This window comes from Siminovitchia sediminis (assembly GCF_042680885.1).
GTDB classification, from domain to species: domain Bacteria; phylum Bacillota; class Bacilli; order Bacillales; family Bacillaceae_C; genus Siminovitchia; species Siminovitchia sediminis.
Window position 1 is genome coordinate 48,908 of sequence record NZ_JBHUEO010000005.1, and the last position, 19,641, is coordinate 68,548.

19 protein-coding genes are annotated in these 19,641 nt (G+C 42.8%); 17 read left to right on the forward strand and 2 right to left on the reverse strand.

Annotated elements, in window-relative coordinates; genetic code table 11:
- Positions 1-167: 167 nt before the first annotated feature.
- The 8 genes from ACFSCZ_RS02805 to ACFSCZ_RS02840 all read left to right on the forward strand — a co-directional run bounded on the left by ACFSCZ_RS02805 (position 168) and on the right by ACFSCZ_RS02840 (position 7,813).
- Positions 168-593 carry a chemotaxis protein CheW gene (locus ACFSCZ_RS02805; protein ID WP_380772225.1) on the forward strand — a complete coding sequence of 142 codons (426 nt, stop codon included), beginning with the start codon at positions 168-170 and terminating at the stop codon, positions 591-593.
- Positions 594-606: 13 nt separating this feature from the next.
- On the forward strand, positions 607-2,697 hold the full coding sequence (locus ACFSCZ_RS02810; RefSeq protein ID WP_380772226.1) for a chemotaxis protein CheW: 2,091 nt from the start codon (positions 607-609) through the stop codon (positions 2,695-2,697).
- A gap of 25 nt (positions 2,698-2,722) precedes the next feature.
- Positions 2,723-3,085, forward strand: coding sequence for a response regulator (locus ACFSCZ_RS02815; RefSeq protein ID WP_380772227.1), 363 nt, complete (start codon positions 2,723-2,725; stop codon positions 3,083-3,085).
- A gap of 123 nt (positions 3,086-3,208) precedes the next feature.
- Positions 3,209-4,018 (forward strand): CheR family methyltransferase, encoded by an 810-nt coding sequence (locus ACFSCZ_RS02820; protein ID WP_380772228.1) that lies wholly within the window; start codon positions 3,209-3,211, stop codon positions 4,016-4,018.
- Positions 4,012-5,091 carry a protein-glutamate methylesterase/protein-glutamine glutaminase gene (locus tag ACFSCZ_RS02825; RefSeq protein ID WP_380772229.1) on the forward strand — a complete coding sequence of 360 codons (1,080 nt, stop codon included), beginning with the start codon at positions 4,012-4,014 and terminating at the stop codon, positions 5,089-5,091. Before ACFSCZ_RS02820 ends, ACFSCZ_RS02825 begins: the two co-directional genes overlap by 7 nt.
- Before the next feature lie 254 nt (positions 5,092-5,345).
- On the forward strand, positions 5,346-6,416 hold the full coding sequence (locus tag ACFSCZ_RS02830) for a tartrate dehydrogenase (protein WP_380772230.1): 1,071 nt from the start codon (positions 5,346-5,348) through the stop codon (positions 6,414-6,416).
- A 39-nt stretch (positions 6,417-6,455) separates the two neighbouring features.
- Positions 6,456-6,968, forward strand: a complete 513-nt coding sequence (locus tag ACFSCZ_RS02835) for a flavin reductase family protein (protein WP_380772231.1) — start codon at positions 6,456-6,458, stop codon at positions 6,966-6,968.
- 92 nt (positions 6,969-7,060) lie between these two features.
- On the forward strand, positions 7,061-7,813 hold the full coding sequence (locus ACFSCZ_RS02840; protein WP_380772232.1) for a (S)-benzoin forming benzil reductase: 753 nt from the start codon (positions 7,061-7,063) through the stop codon (positions 7,811-7,813).
- A gap of 560 nt (positions 7,814-8,373) precedes the next feature.
- On the opposite strand, the gene shc is transcribed toward ACFSCZ_RS02840, so the two are convergent.
- Positions 8,374-10,269, reverse strand: coding sequence for a squalene--hopene cyclase (gene shc, locus ACFSCZ_RS02845; RefSeq protein WP_380772233.1), 1,896 nt, complete (start codon positions 10,267-10,269; stop codon positions 8,374-8,376).
- A gap of 59 nt (positions 10,270-10,328) precedes the next feature.
- Here shc and ACFSCZ_RS02850 point away from each other — a divergent pair, with 59 nt between their 5' ends.
- The 9 genes from ACFSCZ_RS02850 (at position 10,329) to xsc (ending at position 18,457) form a co-directional block, all read left to right on the forward strand.
- Positions 10,329-10,454 carry a hypothetical protein gene (locus ACFSCZ_RS02850; protein ID WP_380772234.1) on the forward strand — a complete coding sequence of 42 codons (126 nt, stop codon included), beginning with the start codon at positions 10,329-10,331 and terminating at the stop codon, positions 10,452-10,454.
- 4 nt (positions 10,455-10,458) lie between these two features.
- Positions 10,459-11,502 (forward strand): DUF2515 family protein, encoded by a 1,044-nt coding sequence (locus ACFSCZ_RS02855; RefSeq protein ID WP_380772235.1) that lies wholly within the window; start codon positions 10,459-10,461, stop codon positions 11,500-11,502.
- Positions 11,408-11,893: a CBO0543 family protein gene (locus ACFSCZ_RS02860; RefSeq protein ID WP_380772236.1), complete on the forward strand. Its 486-nt coding sequence runs from the start codon at positions 11,408-11,410 to the stop codon at positions 11,891-11,893. The genes ACFSCZ_RS02855 and ACFSCZ_RS02860 overlap by 95 nt, the downstream gene beginning before the upstream one ends.
- A gap of 21 nt (positions 11,894-11,914) precedes the next feature.
- Positions 11,915-12,322 (forward strand): RDD family protein, encoded by a 408-nt coding sequence (locus ACFSCZ_RS02865; RefSeq protein WP_380772237.1) that lies wholly within the window; start codon positions 11,915-11,917, stop codon positions 12,320-12,322.
- Between the two features lie 78 nt (positions 12,323-12,400).
- Positions 12,401-13,321, forward strand: coding sequence for a DMT family transporter (locus tag ACFSCZ_RS02870; RefSeq protein ID WP_380772238.1), 921 nt, complete (start codon positions 12,401-12,403; stop codon positions 13,319-13,321).
- 108 nt (positions 13,322-13,429) lie between these two features.
- Positions 13,430-14,152: a GntR family transcriptional regulator gene (locus ACFSCZ_RS02875; protein ID WP_380772239.1), complete on the forward strand. Its 723-nt coding sequence runs from the start codon at positions 13,430-13,432 to the stop codon at positions 14,150-14,152.
- A 174-nt stretch (positions 14,153-14,326) separates the two neighbouring features.
- The gene (locus ACFSCZ_RS02880) at positions 14,327-15,682 is read left to right on the forward strand and encodes an aminotransferase (protein WP_380772240.1); all 1,356 of its coding nucleotides are present in this window, start codon (positions 14,327-14,329) and stop codon (positions 15,680-15,682) included.
- 25 nt (positions 15,683-15,707) lie between these two features.
- On the forward strand, positions 15,708-16,622 hold the full coding sequence (locus tag ACFSCZ_RS02885; protein ID WP_380772241.1) for a selenium metabolism-associated LysR family transcriptional regulator: 915 nt from the start codon (positions 15,708-15,710) through the stop codon (positions 16,620-16,622).
- 65 nt (positions 16,623-16,687) lie between these two features.
- Positions 16,688-18,457 carry a sulfoacetaldehyde acetyltransferase gene (xsc, locus tag ACFSCZ_RS02890; RefSeq protein WP_380772242.1) on the forward strand — a complete coding sequence of 590 codons (1,770 nt, stop codon included), beginning with the start codon at positions 16,688-16,690 and terminating at the stop codon, positions 18,455-18,457.
- Between the two features lie 371 nt (positions 18,458-18,828).
- Here the strand turns inward: xsc and ACFSCZ_RS02895 are convergent, their stop codons facing one another.
- Positions 18,829-19,635 carry an ABC transporter ATP-binding protein gene (locus tag ACFSCZ_RS02895; RefSeq protein WP_380772243.1) on the reverse strand — a complete coding sequence of 269 codons (807 nt, stop codon included), beginning with the start codon at positions 19,633-19,635 and terminating at the stop codon, positions 18,829-18,831.
- Positions 19,636-19,641: the final 6 nt, after the last annotated feature.

The window sequence follows — 19,641 nt, forward strand, 5'->3', positions numbered from 1 at the left end:
TGATGATCAGAATCGAACAGCAAAAAATACCGCTGCAAAGTGGCTGCAAGTCGACGGCTGGTTGGCCTGAGACTGTATTTGCTCCTTTTTAATAAGAACATGGATGCAGTCGTTTCACAACACCAATTTTGGGAGTAGTTACAAAAATGGATAGCAGGTGACGCAAGATGGGGCAAGCAACCCAAGAACAATATGTGGCCATTGGAATTGAAACAGAAAAGTATGCGATCAATATTCATGATATTGAAGAAATTATTCGAATGCAGGATATTACAAAAATACCCAATGCAGAAACGCATATTAAAGGGGTCATTAATCTGCGTGGAAGGATCATCCCGGTTATCAGTCTTAGGGATCGATTTGGCTTGAATGAAGAAGAATACACAAAGGACACACGGATCGTTGTGGTCAAATATGAAGATGAGATGGTTGGAATCATTGTAGACAATGTCAGCCAAGTCATGCAATTCAATGACATCCAGCCATCGCCTGATACTTTTGGAGGGGTACAGGCTTCCTTTTTTTCAGGCATAGGTCATGCAGAAAACGGGCTGGTCAGTATTTTAAACTTGGATAAAGTCCTCCAAAGATAGGCGGTGACAATAGATGGATACGTTTGATACGAGTGAATTTATGGGGGTATTCATTGACGAAGTAGATGAGCAGCTGGATATCATCGACCAGGAAATTCTAGCGTTGGAGCAGGAAGGAGAATCACCGGAAGTTATTCAAAGGCTTTTCCGGGCAGCACATACATTAAAGGGTTCGTCAGCTACGATGGGCTTTGATGACATGACAAAATTAACCCATGGCATGGAAAACTTGTTGGACCAAGTCCGCAATCACCAGTTGTCAGTGAGCCATGATTTAATTAATCTTTTATTCAAATGTTTGGATGAACTAAAAGTATTAAAGGAAGAAATTATTGAAGAGGCAGAAGAGAGAACTGATATAACTCCCTTGATTGATGAAGTAACAAACTTCGGATCTGCTCAGCCGAAAAAGGAAGAAAAGCATGATGATGTACTGGAAAGTTCCCCTGGTATTCAGGAAATCATAGCCTCCGGCGTGGAGCAGGGATTACATATTTTACATGCCGGGATAGTCTTATCCGAAGAGTGTGAAATGAAATCTGTCCGTGCCTTCTTAATACAAAACCAGCTGGAGTCTGAGGGAATTGAAATCCTTCAATCCATTCCTGATTTAGACCAGTCCGGCATAGAGGAAAAGGATTACGAAACGATCGAGATATTGATGGCTTCCCCCCTGGGAAGTTCGGATGTGCTGGAACTGTTGGAATCCATGACAGATGTGGATCAGGCGCTTGTCAGTGTCCATGACCAGCAGAATCCAAATCAGGGAACAAGTGAAACCGATCAAACAAAACAGGAAACGGCGGCTTCAATCCTGGCAGATCAGCAAGCCAAAGCTGTACAAAAAAAGAAGGATAAGCAGCCGGCAAGCCCCAGTCATCAAAAACCTGAAGACAAACGTTCTAAAGGGCAAAAGAAAGGGCAAACGATTCGGGTGGATGTAGAACGCTTGGAGCATCTTATGAATCTGGTAGGAGAGCTGGTCATTGATCAAACCAGGATCAGCCAAGTGAGCGGCGTACTGCACAACCGATATACAGATGATGATACGGTCAGCGATCTTGATCAGGTGTCAGACCACATAGCCCGTGTGATCGGAGAATTGCAGGAAAGCGTAATGAAAGTAAGAATGCTCCCGATCAGACAGCTGTTCAGCCGATTTCCGAGAATGGTCCGGGATCTTTCTCAATCGCTTGATAAAGAAATGAATCTTGTGATTGAAGGGCAAGAAACTGAATTGGACCGTACAGTCATAGAGAAAATTGGAGACCCGTTAATTCATTTGATACGAAATGCTGTGGACCATGGAATCGAAACAAAGGAACAAAGAGCCAAAACTGACAAACCGATAAAAGGACTTTTGCGAATTACGGCAAGTCATGAAGAAAATCAAGTGGTCATAACAGTGGAAGATGACGGGAAAGGCATTGATCCGGAAAAAATGAGAGCTTCTGCTGTAAAAAAAGGTGTGATTACCGAAGAAGAAGCTGAAAAGCTGAGTGATGAGGAAGCAGTATATCTGATTTTTCGACCGGGATTTTCCACCGCAAAAGAAGTAAGCAATGTTTCTGGCCGAGGAGTCGGAATGGATATTGTGCGCAGTCACATTGAAAGTTTAAACGGAATTATCGAACTGGATTCGAAGCTTGGAAAGGGAACTGTATTTAAAATTAAATTGCCATTGACACTTGCAATTATTACAGGATTAATCATCAAGCTGGCTGAGCGGACATTTATTTTACCTATGAGCAACGTAGTGGAGATTGTAAGAATTCATCCTGAAACCATTCAGACTCTTAAAGGCAAATCGATTGTGGTTGTCAGAGATCAAGTGCTTCCTGTCGTTTGGCTCCACGATCTGTTTAACATTCCCAGAACGGATCCGGGCGGAAGGCAGCTTCCTGTTGTGATTGTTGGTGTCGGAGAAAAGAAAGTGGCACTTATTGTAGACGAGCTTCAGGGGAATCAAGAAATCGTTGTAAAATCTTTGGGAAAGTATGTTGGCAAAATAAATGGTATTTCAGGAGCAACTATTCTGGGAGACGGACGTGTGGAATTAATTTTGGAAGTTGCGGGGATTAACAGAATGATCAATCAATCATAAATGTTTGAGACAGGGAGAGAAAAACATGCTGAGAATTTTAGTCGTAGATGATGCAGCATTTATGCGCATGACGTTAAAGAAGATGCTGGAAGAGTTTGGACATGAAGTCATTGGAGAAGCGGTTGACGGAAATGATGCAGTAGAAAAATATAAAGAGCTTAAACCGGATTTGGTCACGATGGATATCACGATGCCGAACAAAGACGGCATCACTGCAACGAAGGAGATCAAACAATATGACCCAAGTGCGAAAGTGCTCATTTCTTCCGCTATGGGACAGGAAACAATGGTTAAAGAAGCCATTATTGCCGGGGCTGTGGACTTTATCGTCAAGCCGATCAATCCTCAAAGAATGATGAATGCCGTGGCGAAGATAGCCAAATCTTAGTTAGATTCAGCACTGTTTTTGTTAGAAGACATTGAGTGAACAGGAAAATTTTGACTGCTTGCTTTCCCATTTTATCGAACGGACGGAATATCGTGTAATAAGTGAAAGGCTGAAGGTGAAGGAATGCTAGACGTTTTAGACATCAACCGTGATTACGACCTTTTTATTCAAAGAATAAAAAAGAAGACCAACATTAATTTACAATTATACAAAGAAGACCAAATGAAGCGCAGATTAACTGCATATAAAACAAGAAAAGGATTTCGTACATTTGATGATTTTTTTAAGGCAATGATGCAGAATGAGCAGCTCTATGAAGACTTTTTGAATCATATGACGATTAATGTAACAGAGTTTTTCCGCAATCCGTCGCGTTGGGGAGTCCTGGAAAAGAATATCCTCCCACAGATTTTAAAGGGTAAAAGGAGAATCAGATGCTGGAGTGCTGCCTGCTCGACAGGAGAAGAACCTTACAGTCTTGCCTTGATGCTTTCTTCATTCTTTGAATGGCAGGATATCCGGATCTTGGCAACTGATATCAATCATCAAGTGATTGCCAGGGCAAAAGAAGGAAAATATAAGGAGGAAGCACTTAAAAATGTACCTTCCTCAATGAAGGATCGTTTTTTTGAGCACCGGGACGGCCATTACGAGATAACCGCAACCGTAAGGAAAAGCGTTCAATTCAGACAACAAAATCTTCTGTCTGATCCTTTTGAGTCGGGTTTTGATTTAATCATTTGCCGGAATGTCTTAATTTATTTCACAGATGAGGCAAAGGTTCAATTGTTTAAAAAGTTCAGCCGGGCATTAAACCCGGGAGGATACCTTTTTGTCGGCGGTTCCGAGCAGATCTATCAACCTCAGAAATACCAATTAGAAGAGACCGACACCTTTTTTTACAAAAAGACGCAGGAGAGATGGACATGGTAAAAGTAAAGGTGCTGGTCGTAGACGACTCGATTTTTATGCGCAAGCTCCTTTCTGACATTATTTCGAAAGACGGACGCCTGCAAGTGGTCGGAACTGCAAAAAATGGGCGGGAAGCTATTCAACTGACGGAAGAATTAAAGCCTGATGTAATTACGATGGATATTGAAATGCCTGAAATGGATGGATTGACAGCTCTGCGCTGGATCATGCGGAAATTTCCAACACCCGTTCTGATGGTGAGTTCCCTTACCGAGCAAGGAGCATATGAAACGATTAAGGCACTGCAGTTGGGGGCAGTGGATTTTATTCAAAAGCCTTCCGGCTCGGTCTCACTGGATCTGTATCGTGTGAAGGATGAATTGCTGATGAAAATTAAGGCAGTCTCCAAGGCGAGGCTGTCCAATGAACCAGTCTCTTTGAACTCCAAAGCACAAGAACCTAAAAATCCAGCAGTCATGTCAAAGTTAGAAAAGCCCAGGCCGGGTACGAAAAAATTCAGGCAGATTTTTGCTATTGGAACATCCACAGGAGGGCCAAAAGCTCTTGAAACAGTAATTAAAGGGCTTCCGTCAGATTTTCATGAACCGGTTGTTGTTGTTCAGCATATGCCTCCTAAATTTACAGAATACCTGGCTAAGAGGCTGGACGGCATTTCAAACGTGCATGTTGTAGAAGCGCAAAATAACCAGGTGATCAGCGGGGGAACCGTTTATATTGCTCCAGGTGACTATCATATGGAAATAAGAAAAAGAGGTTTGGAATACCGGATCAAACTGAACAATGAGGAGCCTTGTAACGGACACCGCCCATCTGTTGATGTCTTATTTGATTCTGTCAGCAAACTGGATCATTTGAAGCGGCATTTTATTATTATGACCGGTATGGGCGGGGATGGTGCCAAGGGCATGATGCGTGCCAAAAAGTCTGGAGCGGCCTCTACAACAATTGCCGAATCTGAAGAGACCTGTATTGTCTATGGCATGCCAAAAACTGCGGTCAATCTGGGATGTGTCGATCATATCCTGCCTCTGCCCAAAATTTCTTCTAAAATCATTTCCCTATCTAAAACATAGAATAGGAGTTTCAAAGGTATAGGCTCCCGGAACTTTACGGGAGTCATTTTTTGTATTATTTTCATTCTCTATTTGCAAAAAAAGCGTATCGCAGGATTGGGATAGATATATAAACTATCCACAGAAGCCGTTTCATTCATCAAAAGACTATGCCGACGGTGAGACTTGCGGCAAAAAGCAAGTCTTTCCTATTGTTTTCTGATAATATAGTATAAGAATGCCTGATCAAATTTTAATGAAAGAGATGATTGACGGTGGAGACTCTTAAAATAGCTGTGATACCAGGAGATGGTATCGGACCCGAAGTCATTGCTGAAGGGGTAAAAATTTTAAAAAGAACGGCTGAGCTTGACGGCAGGTTTCAATTTGATTTTACATACTTTCCATGGGGTTGTGAGTATTATCTTCAACACGGAAGGATGATGGATGAGGACGGAATCGATCAGCTGAAGGCCTTTGATGCCATTTATTTGGGGGCTGTTGGTTATCCGGGGGTTCCGGATCATATTTCTTTATGGGACCTGTTGCTGCGCATCCGAAAATCATTTGATCAATATGTCAACATTCGCCCGATCCAGCTGCTGAATGGAGCCCCCTGCCCTCTGTTGAATGGCAGCAAGGAAAAAATAAATATGCTGTTTATTCGTGAAAATAGTGAAGGAGAATATTCGGGTGCAGGGGACTGGCTATTTAAAGGAAAACCCGAAGAAGTTGTGTTGCAGACAGGAGTGTTTTCCAGAAAGGGGACAGAACGGATTATCCGTTATGCGTTTGATACTGCAAAGAAATCCGGAAAATCCGTAACAAGTATTAGTAAAGCGAACGCATTGAATTATTCCATGGTTTTCTGGGATGAAGTATTCGAGGAAGTGAGCAGGGATTACCCGGATGTTCCGACCTATTCTTACCTTGTTGATGCGGCAGCCATGCACATGATCAATGATCCGCAACGGTTTGAAGTAGTGGTCACTTCCAATTTGTTTGGAGATATTTTGACGGACCTTGGAGCAGCGCTTGCAGGAGGGATGGGGCTTGCAGCAGGAGCAAATATTAACCCGGAAAGGGAATATCCCTCCATGTTTGAGCCTGTTCATGGTTCAGCACCTGATATTGCCGGGAAAGGAATGGCCAATCCTTTGGCAGCTGTCTGGTCCGCCAGCCAAATGGTAGATTTTTTTGGTTACGAAGATACAGGAAAGACACTCTTGGATGCCATTGAAACCTTGCTGGAAGAAAACCGTGTGTTGACACCTGATCTTGGCGGAACAGCATCTACTTCCGAAGTAGGAGACCGTGTATCCGACATTTTACAAGAAATGATTTAGAATAAGTGAGTAAACGATAGCGACAAGGAGAGGAATGTCATGTCTAAACAAGAGAAGCAGCAATTATTTAAAGAGGCACTTGGAAATTATCCGACAGGTGTCACGATCGTAACAGCAATGACAGAGGAAGGGACGCCCGTAGGGCTGACAGTAAATTCTTTTGCCTCTGTATCTCTGGATCCGCTGATGATTTTATGGTCTATTGATCACAGAGTTTCCTCAAAAGATACTTTTATCAAAGGTGAAAAATTCGCAGTCCATATTTTGGGGGCTGATCAAGTGGAGCTATGTAAAACATTTGCTACCCCGAATGTGGACCGGTTCAGTACATGTAAATGGAGCACATCCGAGCATAACACTCCGGTCATTGAAGGAGCATTTGCAGTCCTCCAGTGCAAGCTTCATCAAGCAGTTGAAGCAGGAGACCATACGATTTTAATAGGTAAAGTATTGGATATTGACATTGAAAGAAAAGATCCGATGTTATACCACCGCAGAAATTTCGGTGCCATTCCAGCTGAATTTTATACAGAAATAGAGAAAAATAAATAACAATGTTTGCCCAAAGTGAAGGCAGGTTAAAAGTTTATTATATAGACCGGTGGATGATTAGCCAAAAATGCATAAAGAAAGGGTGATAGAGGATGGACGTGTTTTTTATTACAGGTGCTTCAAGGGGAATCGGACTGGCTCTTAGTAAAGAACTGCTGGATAAAAGTCATGTGCTGGTTTGCACGGCTCGATCACGGAATGAAGAACTCCTTGACATGGCAAAGAAGAACGGCTGCCAATTGGTGTTCCTTGAATTTGACCTGACTGATGTCTCCAAGCTGGATTCATTGATGGACAAGATGATCTCATCTATTCCTGGCACACCGAGTTCGGTCACTCTTGTCAATAATGCAGGTGTGATTGATCCGATTGGCCACACAGAGGACAATCAACCGGAGGAAATTGCCAAAAGCATTCAAGTCAATTTGACTGCTCCTATGATTTTGTCATCTGCTTTTATCCGGAAGCTCAAAGGTCACCATATTCCAAAACGAATCGTGAATATCTCTTCGGGTGCGGGGCGCCATGTGTATTCCGGCTGGAGCAGTTATTGTGCCGGAAAGGCAGGATTGGATCAATATTCAAAAGCGGTTGAATTAGAACAAAAAAACAAGCCATTTGGTGTCAAAATTGTCTCAGTTGCACCTGGCATTGTAGATACAGATATGCAACATGAAATTAGAAAAAGTGATGAAGAATCTTTTGATCTGGTTCAACAATTTATTGGTTATAAGGAAAAAGGACTCCTTAGTTCTCCGGAAGAAACCGCCGGTAAACTGGCCCGTTTGATTCAAGGCGACCATTTCTACGAGATGAATGTTCTTGCGGACTTGAGAAATTACTAACAGACGGTGATCCTTTTATTATTTACGTCTATCCATGAGTCTATATTTGCGAATCACTTTGGGAGCATGTTGAATGATTTCATGAGGAGGGGTTATTCTAGTAACCTTTCTTTTTTATGAGCGTTTCAAGCAAGAGACTTCATGGATCCCGAATATTGAGCGGAGTGGAAAATTGGTTGTCAAGAGTACTTCAAGAAGCCCGAATATTGAGTGGAGTGGAAAATGGGGCGTCAAGAGGGCTTCATGGATTCCAAAGATTAAGTGAGCGATCGTTCCTGAAGGACGGAGAATTCCTGCTAAAAAAGGAAATGCATCCGTGATATTCGTTCCCCTGAAGAATCCAACGCATCTGTGATATTCATTCCTGAACAGCGGAGATTTCCCTGCAAAATCCGTAATCCAATAAAAAGTCATGTTTTTTCAATGATTTCCGTTATAGTGACATAGAACATCCGCGAGGTCTGTATTTTTAAGTAAACCCGCGGTATCTCATGAATACTTGGACTATTGGCCCAGCTTTAATCTCGTTCATTCTTACAACAGGTGAAGGACTTATTCCTTCACCTGTTTTGCATGGTCTCTCCAAATTTCATCCGATAATGGGCTAATGCCAGTAACGGGAAAATGTAATTGTAGCTGTGATAATGAATGTAAAAGGAGGCTGCCATTCCCTGACCGACGGGATAATCCCAAGTCCAATCCCGCCGGTCGAATGAGTCAGATAAATAACGAATGCCCGATTGGATCTCAGGTGTCGGCTTGTTTTCCACTGCGATTAAGGCATCCAGCGCCCAGGAGGTATGTGTCAGATGACTTTTACCCAGAGGGACATACTGATTTTGTATGTCGCTTTTACATGACTCTCCCCATCCCCCATCTTTATTTTGAATGTTCTTCAGCCAGCGGACCGCCTTCGTTATACTCGGGTGATTTCGGTCTGCTCCGACGGCCCGTAATCCTGTTACTGCTGCCCATGTACCATAGATAAAGCAAATGCCCCAGCGGCCGTACCATGATCCGTCTTTTCTCTGATCGCCGATCAGCCACTTTACAGCCGCTTTCATTTGCCGGCTTTGTCTTGGCAATCTCGTATAGTTCCCCAAAAATTCAATGGTCCTCCCGGTAAGGTCTGCACAGCTTGGATCCGATACAATCAAGTTTGCCCGGTCGAACGGCAGCAGGTTTAACAGTTGATGATCCGTGTTCTTTTCGAAGGCAGGCCAGCCTCCATCATTGTTCTGCATGGAAAGAATCCACCGGATTCCCCGATCCCAAGAGGAAAGCATCCGGGTATTTCCAGTTACTGAAGCATATAAAGCTCTTAATGCGGCAGTTGTATCATCCACATCCGGGTTGATAGTATTGATGTCGGAAAATCCCCAGCCGCCAGGTAAAGCATTTGGATTATGAAACACCCAATCCCCATATTTTGTATGCTGCTTTTTTAGTAAATACTCATTTGCCCTTTTGACAGTTCGATGATCAGGAGATAATCCTGCCTTTTGAAGCGCATAAGAAATGAGGGCTGTATTCCAGACGTTTGCCGTCGTATATTGCATATGGGGAAGTCCATCAATGGTACATTTCATTTCCTTAAGCCCCGTAACAGCTTTTTGAATCAAGGGGTCCTCTTTTTTATATCCAAGAGACAATAAGGCAAAAATCATCAAAAACGTGGAGCTAAAATAACTGTACAATGTTCCGTCCGGTTCTATATGGTGAAGCATGTATTGTTTAGCTCTCTCGATGGCAAAGGAACGGAGCTGCCAAGGTGCCAACAGGATCTGTTTGATTCCCTGATCAATGAGTGTAAAAAGCCCGCTGAATGCCCTAATCTCTTCCGTAGTGAAAAATTCCGGAGCCCTTGATACGTACAGATCTGAAAGATCCGGAGTGCCTTTTATCTTCTTTCTGTATTTCTTGGCAGCCGTAATCATGATGGGAACAAGGTTGGCCCTTCCAAATACAGAAAAGTCGTAGAGGTTAACTGGGAACGCGAGCGGCAAGAGCATGATTTCTACAGGCAGAGGAAAAAATGCCGGCCATTTGTATTGGCCTGTCAAAGCAAGCATTACCCTCGTAAGCATCTCTGTTTTTTCCAGTCCGCCATTTTTTAAGATAAAGCTTTTCGCCAGGCGCATCCGGGTGTCCGTTTTTTGGATATAGCCGGAGCAAAGCAATCCATAATAAGCCTCAACTGTATAGGATAAGTTACCTCCCGGCTCATCATAAAAAAGCTTCCAGGCTCCGTTCTTTTCCTGTTTGCTCAGGATCCGTTCCGTTAAGCCCCGAATCAAATCTTCATCATTTATTTCAAGCGCCCTTAATAAAATGATCATATAGGCGTCCGTTTTAACCCCTGTATCAAACGGATCATCCCATGACCCATCAGTTGACTGTTCCCTGCATAATATATCAATGATCTTATTGGTTAAAGCATCGGTATGATTTACCATGCCATATCATCTCCCTGATCAATCGGTTTATCTCTCCATGTTTATTCAGGAATTTACGAGTGCATGCATTTACTGGAGTGATGAGTCATATTATTCAGCAAAAAAAAGAAGCCGGATTTTCTGCCGCTTCGTCTTCATCAACTGAGAAAAAAGCTGAAAGAGCGTTTGATGAAGAAGTGTCCTGAACCGTTGAAAAAGTTAACACATGATGATTTGATCATCGTTGAAAAAATTCAATCCGTTACGCAGAAATATAATTTGAATAATATAACAAGAACGAACGCCTACCTTGACTTTTATATGCAGTATCCCGAAATCCACTGGGCATTCCTCGGTCATGCCGTATCGCGAAACGGCGGTTGGAATATGACAGATCTAAAAGGCGATCTGATATCCCGGCTGCTGGGGGAAAACAAGCAAAAAGAGTTTTTTGATTTCCTGGAGCGGGGTAACTGGCTGATTTTTCAAGATGTGTACCCGCAATTCTTGCTTTATGCAGAATGTGTAAAGCGACAAAAAAATCTATTTTATTTGCTTCCAAGCTTGGGAACTTCCATGTTTATGGAAGTGTTGTGGAATGATTTTTGGGAAACCCGAAATTCTTATACATTGGCTATGGCCCAAGTCATTAATGAACAGAATTATTTAGAAACGAGAGTGATTCAAAACAAGAAATATAAGGAGGAAGTGCTGGATACGCTGGAATTTTTGTTACAGGATTTGCTTTCAATCAACCATCTGTTATTTCCATTGTGCAAAAAAGCAACGGTAACGCCTCTCATAGGAACGACAATCCATCAATTCAGTTCCTTGCATCAACGGATTACTTTGGGCAGAAAGCTATATCAGTTGCTGTTTCGGGACCCTCAACGCCATCGGGAGCTTTTGGCATGGTGTTTGGAACATCCGCATACCGGTTCAAGGAAGGACTATTGGCCGCACCTTTTTAACGATGTTAATGAAGGGGTTCCAGGGCCCCTCCAATTTCGCAGATTACAAGAGTGCCGGTTGACCAGCGGTACGCCAAAGTTTTACAGTCCGAGATTGGAGTATGCCTGGCCGAATGTCCGGCATCATCCCCCGGAACCTGGAGACTGGTTTCATGATCCAAGTGTTGTGCGTTATCTAAAAGAAAATGATGGTCCCGTTGACGAGGACATTTCAGGTGAGTATTGTGAAACATTACAAAATCTCGAACTTGCCGTATTGGCAAAGAAAACAGTATTCCTCTAATTCATATCGGTATGCTTTATCAATGATGTATGCCGCCATGTTAGGAACATATCTGGACTTACTTTTTACCGGACTGCAGTTTTATTCATTTCCGGAAAGACCGTTTTCGGCTGTTTTTCAGATTCATATCGTTTTTACGCTGGTTATCCTTCCTTTTTTATCTTTTTTCTTTCTTTATGTGGGTAAAAGTCTAAAAAGATCGGGAAGGGTCTTGGAAATCATCTTTCTGGCTGCTGCAGGCCCGGTGTTGGAAATGGTGGCGGAGTCATATGGATTGTTTTTGCATACAAATGAATGGAAACACTGGTATTCTTTCGCAGGATACTTTTTGTTCTGGTCATCCGTATGGTTCATCTTTAGATGGACGAATGGGGATAAGGCCATTAAATAATAAAAAAGGAGTGTTGAATAAATGCCGCATTATCCTGGAGGATTTTGGAGAAGGCTTCTTGGCAACTTGTTGGATGCACTTATTGTTGGTATTCCATTGGCGATTCTTTCGTTATTATTAACGGGTCATACAGATGGAAATACATTTACGAATCTATTAAGCTTTTTATATTATTTGCTGCTCCCGGTCTTATGGGCAGGCTATACAGTTGGCAAAAGAATCGCAGGGGTACGGATTGTTAAACTGAACGGTGAAAATCCGGGCATCGGGACGATGTTGCTGCGCATTGTAGTTGGGGGACTTGTGTACATTGTTACACTGGGTATCGGTTTAATCATCAGTGCATTTATGATCGGATTAAGGGATGACAAAAGGGGGCTCCATGATCTGATTGCCGGAACGTATGTTACAACAGAGCCGCCTCAATAGGGAGCATTATCACATATGAAAATACATGTGCTATGATACAATATGGATAAACATTTTCGAACGCAGGCAGGGATCCGGATGAAAAATTGGCACTTGTATTTTCTGATTATCATGGTCATGGTGATTTGGGGTTTCAATGTAACTGCGATTAAAATCATTGTCAGTCATTTTGAGCCGGTCACCATTACAGCGCTTCGAATCTTTATTGCATTTCTTACTCTGTCACCCATGTTATTTTATCGAAGAGAACTGAAAACGTTATCTAAAAAAGATGTGTTATTTATTGGACTGGTGGCAGTATTTGGAGTTCTCGGCCACCATTATTTTGTGTCTGTCGGACTTAGTATGACCAGCGCAGCAAATGGCGGCTTGATTCTTGGGTCGGTACCCATTGTGACAACGGTAGCGGCGGTTATTTTTTTGGGCGACCGGTTAACGTTTTACCGTGTATTGGGATTGGTATTTGGATTTTCTGGGGTAGCCCTGATTATTCTGATGCAGCCAGGTGCTTCATTTAGCTTTTCTATGGGTGATATATTTATATTTTTAGCCGTATTAACACAGGCTGCCAGTTTTATATTAATCAATAAAGTTTCCAATAGAGCAGGAACCCAGATTGTTACCGGGTTTTCACTCATGATGGGGTCGGTCATGCTTTTTGGCTTAAGTCTTGTCATTGAGCCGACAGGTTTATCCTCTTTAAAAACAGGAACCCTTACCGCCTGGCTAGTATTTTTTGCATCCGGGATGATTGCCACTGCTTTTGGACATTTAGTCTATAATCATGCCATTCAGCGGATCGGTGCCGGCCAGGCATCCCTGTTTCTAAACTTGTCTCCCTTTTTCTCTTTGGTCGGTGCTTCTTTGTTTTTAGGAGAAAAAATATATGCTTTTCAGTGGGCCGGTTTTATATTTATCGTTATTGGAGTGGTACTTGGAACCGGATTTATTGAACATAGACAACATGTAAAGATGGTCAGCCATCGGCCGGAGGATTAAACTCTCATTCATAAAACTATTTTATAAGAGACGGAAACCGACCTTTCCGTCTTTACTTTTTAAAAGAGTTTGATATTCTTTTAATAATATATGAACGGAGGGATGTTCATGAAGATTGACAGTACACACCCGATACCGCTCCATATTCAATTAAAAAAACTGATTGAACAGCAAATTACAACTGGCGTCTATCCTGATCAACTTCCAAGTGAGCGGCAATTCATGGAAAAGTATAACGTGAGCAGGAGCACAGTACGGGAGGCCATTAATCTGCTTGTCAGGGAAGGAATATTGGAAAAAAGACATGGAAAGGGAACTTTTGTTTCGGTAAAACCGATTCAAGACTGGCTTGGTCACTTAAGCAGCACAACAGAGGTTATTCAGAAGATGGGAAAAAAACCGGGGGCAAGGCTTGTGACACATTATAAAACAATTCCGGACCCGTATGTCCAAGAGTTGACTGGCTTTAAAGAAGCTTACTTTATTAAAAGGATCCGCTATGCCGATGATATTGCCATTGGTGTCGAACGCCACTATTATCCCCTGGAAATAGGCGAGAAGCTGGTTAAGTATGATTTGGATAACGCGACCTTATACGATCTGGTTCAAAACGAATTGGGCATCCAGTTTGCAGAAGCGGATCAGTTGATCTCCTGCGGGCCTTTACTTGAGGAAGATAAGCAGTATTTGGATATACCATCCAACGTAGGTGTAATGACGGCAAGACGGATAATTAAAGATGCCGAAGGTAAAATCATTGAGTTGGAATCGGCTTTTTATAGAAGTGATATGTATACATTTACAATCAATCTCTCAAGGAAATTTGGGTAGAAACCTATATAGAAGGATAATAAGAATGATAAAAAATCCTGATATCTGAATTGACAAAAAATATTGAAACCTTAGTTCTAATTCGTTATACTAAGTTTAAGTTTGATATTCTAACTGGTACGGACATCCCAACGTCGTGATGTTCGAAAAAAGCATGAAACGGAGGTTATCAGGATGAAAACTGAAGTTGAATTAACAGAAGGACCGCAAACCAAAAAGAGCCACCTCTGGAATGCAATAACCCGCTACAGTCCAAATACAGAGCCCACTATGGCGGTATCAGGAAAGGGCTCCTGGTTTACGGATGATCAAGGAAACCGTTATCTGGATGGAGTCTCTGGTTTATGGTGTTTGAATCTTGGACACGGGCAGCAGGAAATTGTCGATGCAGCTGCGGATCAAATGAAAACCCTTTCTTATTTTCCTCTGACAATGAACCATCCCCCAGCTGTGAAGCTTGCAGGAAAAATTAGTGAGCTTCTCGGGGCGGATTACCAAGTTTTCTTTTCCAACAGTGGTTCTGAAGCGAATGAAACAGCATTTAAGATTATTAGACAGTACCACAATCAAACAGGAAATCCTGGAAAGTATAAAATTATTTCTCGATACAGAGGGTATCATGGTGCAACACTTGGGGCCTTGAGCGCAACAGCCCAGGCCAATCGGAGAGTGAAATATGATCCAGGTGTTCCAGGATTCCTGCACGTTCACCCTCCATATAGTTACAGGTCACTGTTTGACGGCACCCCTGAAGAAACAGATGTAAAAGCAGCCGATCTTCTGGAAAATACCATTTTGCATGAAGGCGAAGAATCGGTTGCAGCTGTCATCATGGAACCGTTCATATCCGGCGGAGGCGTGATCGTTCCATCAGTGAAATATATCCAGCGGGTTCAGGAAATTTGTAAAAAATATCATGTTTTGCTTGTCATGGATGAGGTTGTCTCCGGATATGGAAGAACAGGTGAAATGTTTGGATTTCAGCATGCGCCAGGCGTACAGCCGGACATTGTGACAATGGCAAAAGGACTGACAAGTGGTTACTTGCCTCTGGGAGCAACAGCAGTCAAATCAGAGATTTATAACGTGTTTAAAAAGGAAGGAAAAGATACGCACTTCCGTCATGTATCCACCTATGGAGGGCACCCTGCAGCATGTGCAGTTGCATTGAAAAATATCGAAATCATTGAAAGGGAAAAAATTGTGGAAAGAGTAAGGGATCTAGGGAAATCAAAGTTAGGAAAGCTTCACGAACTGAGTGATCATCCATATGTGGGAGAGGTCAGGCAGGCCGGCTTCTTATTGGGTATTGAAATGGTGGCGGACAAAGAAACTAAGGAACCGCTGGATGATGAGAAAATGGGCTGGGTATTGGCAGAATGTAAAAAACGCGGTTTGATCATCGGAAGAAACGGAGATACCGTTCCAGGTCTGAGTAATGTATTGATCATTGCACCTCCGCTTACAAGTACTGAAGAGGATCTTGAGTTCATCGTGGAGACCGTCGGAGCCGTAATCCGCAATCTTTAAATCAATCTCGGGGAGGAAGCCTTCAATGGATTATGAAAGACTAAAGACGTTTATTGCTGTTGCTGAAAAGAAAAGTTTTTCTGAAGCAGCCAAAATGTTATTTGTCACTCAGCCAACTATTTCAGCACAAATTAAGGCACTGGAAGAAGAACTGGGGACAAAGCTCTTTGAGAGAACAACCAAAAAAGTTGAAATGACACAGCCAGCTTCCATTTTACTCAGATATGCCAAAAAAATTGTTCACTTGAGCGATTCCGCCCAGAAAGAAATATTGGTTTTTGAAGACAATGTGTATGGCGACTTAAAAATGGGCTGCAGCTTTACCATTGGAGAATATGTCCTGCCCGAGTTTCTAAAATTGTTCAAAGATGATTATCCGCATATTCAAATGAGTGTTGATATCACTAATTCAAATAATATTGTTTCCAATATTAAAAACCAATTCATTGATGTGGGACTTATAGAAACACCGATTGAAGATCCGCAAATTGCAGTGGAGCCTTTTATGGGAGATGAATTAATTCTAATCGCTGCTCCCGGATATTTTCCGGATAATGAGATTACGATTTCAGCTGGCCGATTAAAAAATATCCCTCTTATTGTACGAGAAAAAGGCTCAGGAACGCGTGCTGTCGTAAATCAATACTTAAATCAGGCGGGAATGGGAGACGAGGAATTAAACATCGTGATGGAGCTGGGAAGTACAGAAGCGGTGAAATCTGCTGTAGTCTCGAAGCTTGGAGTTTCCATCATCTCCAAGAGCGCCATCCAAAAAGAGCTGAAGCTCAAACTTTTAAAGGCTTATCCCATTAAAGACATCTCATTTTTTCGCCACTTTTACATTGCATACCGTAAGAACGCAGTGTTAAAACAGGCTGCAGAGCTGTTTGTTGAACAAGTCAAAAAAACGGTGGTGGAAAGTAAAAAAGGGGTTTCTTAATCATATCCACATTCGGGTGTGAATATATAGTAGTCATTTTTAAGGAAAATAAGGGAGGAATCTTAATGGCTCAAGTAAAACAAAAAATTGCAACAGGGGTAAAAATGAAAATGACCCCCAGTGAGGCAATTGTTGAAACACTGGTACAGGAAAATGTAAAAGAAATTTACGGAATTGTCGGATCCGCCTTTATGGATATGCTTGACCTATTCCCGACAGCCGGCATCAGGTTTATTCCTGTTCGTCACGAGCAAAGCGCAGCTCATATGGCAGATGCTTTTACAAGAGTATCAGGTACTGCAGGTGTTGTCATCGGGCAAAACGGTCCCGGGATTACCAATATGGTCACTTCTGTAGCTGCAGCGTACCAGGCTCATACGCCGATGGTCGTCATCTCACCTTCTGCGGGAACACCGACCATTGGCTGGGACGGATTCCAGGAAGCCGATCAGGTGTCCATCTTTAAGTCAATTACCAAAGAAACTGTTCGGGTCACACATACTAGCCGCGTGGCGGACTGCTTGCGCACAGCATTTAGAATCGCCTATGCGGAGCGCGGTCCAGTTTTATACGATATCCCTCGCGATCTTTTCTATGGCGAATTGGAAGACCAGATTCTTGAGCCGCATCAATACCGCACAGATGCCAGAGGAAGCGGCGATCCTGCATTGATCCAAGATGCTGTTCAGCTATTGAAACATGCCAAGAATCCTGTGATCATATCAGGACGGGGTGCGGTGGATGCAGACGGAGTGGACACCGTTGTCAAAATCGCAGAGCATCTGTCCGCTCCGGCTGCAGTATCTTACATGCATAATGACGCTTTTCCTGCAGATCATCCGCTGGCTGTCGGCCCCATTGGCTATATGGGTTCAAAAGCGGCCATGAATACGTTAAAAGAAGCGGATGTCCTGCTTGCAATCGGAACCCGTCTGTCTGTATTTGGAACACTGCCGTGTTATGACATCGACTACTTTCCTAAGAATGCAAAGATCATTCAAATCGATATCAATCCACGAAACATTGCAAGGACGCACCCGATTGAAGTGGGTATCATCGGCGATGCAAAAGCTGCAGGTGAAGAATTGTACCGCCAGCTGTTAAAAGTCCAGCCGGAACCTGCCAAAAATGCCGAGCGCATGGCGGAAACCGCAAAGAGAAAAGAGGCTTGGGAGCAGGAGCTCATTGACCTTGCCATGGAACCCGGGAATCCAATAAATCCACGAAGAGCACTGTTGGAATTGACCAGAGCGCTTCCTGAAAATACGATCATTTCAACGGACATCGGAAATGTATCATCCACAGCCAATGCCTATTTGAAATTTAATCAAACGAGACGTCATATTGCAGCTTTAACATTTGGAAATACTGGTTTTGCATATCCAGCCGCCATGGGTGCCCAGCTTGCTGAGCCGGATACACCGGTTGCAGCCATTATCGGAGACGGAGCATGGGGAATGAGCTTGCATGAAGTGAGTACAGCTGTTGAGCAAAACATCCCGGTTATTGCTTGTGTGTTTAATAACAAATCTTGGGCCGCAGAGAAGAAGAACCAGGTAGATTACTATAATAACCGCTTCATAGGTTCAGATATTGAAGCTCCTGACTTTGCGGAAGTGGCCAGATCCATGGGTGCCTTAGGATATACCATCGACAAGCCGGAGGATATTGCCGGAGTCATCAAAGAAGTACTGGAAAAAAGAAAACCAGCCGTGTTGAACATTTATGTGGATGGTACACAGCTCGCTCCGCCGTTCCGCCGGGATGCTTTAAAAATGCCTATCCGCTTCTTGGATAAATACAAACACTTGGATCACGAGAATTGGGAGAAATAATATAAACGATCAATCAGCAGCCGATCCGAAAAACTGAATTGGCTGCTGATTTCTTGTGATGTCATAAAAGTAAATGTTGACTGAGCCATCTGTTCCTAACGGATGTACTTTATTTACCCCTAAAGACACTTCAGTCCTGTGCAACCGACGAACATGTTCAGGGGCTGGAAGCAAAAAAATACAGTGAAACTCTTGAGACTGCGGTAATGCTTCAAGGCCTGTTCCTGGATACAATGTTGGTCCGGCTGCAAAATTTTATGAAAATGCCTTCATTGCGATTGCCGTCTATATGTATCGTTTTACTGACTTTTGACTATAACCAGCAAATAAGGGAGGCTTCAATGCCTCCCTCTTTCCACTGTTCTGACTTTTCAAGAGGATATTAGATTTATAATCTCCTCACGTCTTTCTACAAAATCTGTTTCAGACCTATACATTCGTCCTCTGCCTTCTTCAATCTCATAAGGCAAGTCGCTGTACATTTCTTTAATAATCCGTCCGGGCCTGGAGGAAAGGACGATGATATGAGTCCCAAGTAACAGGGCCTCTTCAACATCGTGAGTAATAAAGAAGATCGTTTTATTGGTTTCTCTCCATATATTCCGAATGTTATCCTGCATTTGCTCTTTTGTCATCGCATCCAATGCACCAAATGGTTCATCCATTAGGACAATACGCGGATCGTTGGCCAAGACACGGGCAATAGAGGCCCTTTGTTTCATTCCACCGGATAATTCATAGGATTTCGCCTTTTTAAATTGTGAAAGGCCGACCATCTCTAAATAATGGTTAACAATTTTACGTCTTTCTTGTAGTGGCACATTTCTCATTTTTAAACCAAACTCAACGTTTTTTTCAATATTTAGCCAGGGATACAGCATTTGCTGCTGAAATACTACGCCTCTATGCCGATCAGGTTTAGGAGAAATCGGCTCCCCATCAAGAAGCACCTCGCCGCTTGTAGCCTGATGGAAGCCGGCAATGATCCGGAGTAATGTCGTTTTCCCGCAACCTGATGGTCCCAGCACACAAACAAAACTTCCTTCTTCAATCTGAAGGTTAATGTCTTTTAAAGCGGTAACGAATTGCTTATCAGTTTGATAGGTTAATTCAACATGCCGCATCTCGATCACGGTAGACTTGGTTTTGGGTTTTGCAATTACCTGATTCTTGTTCATGAGACT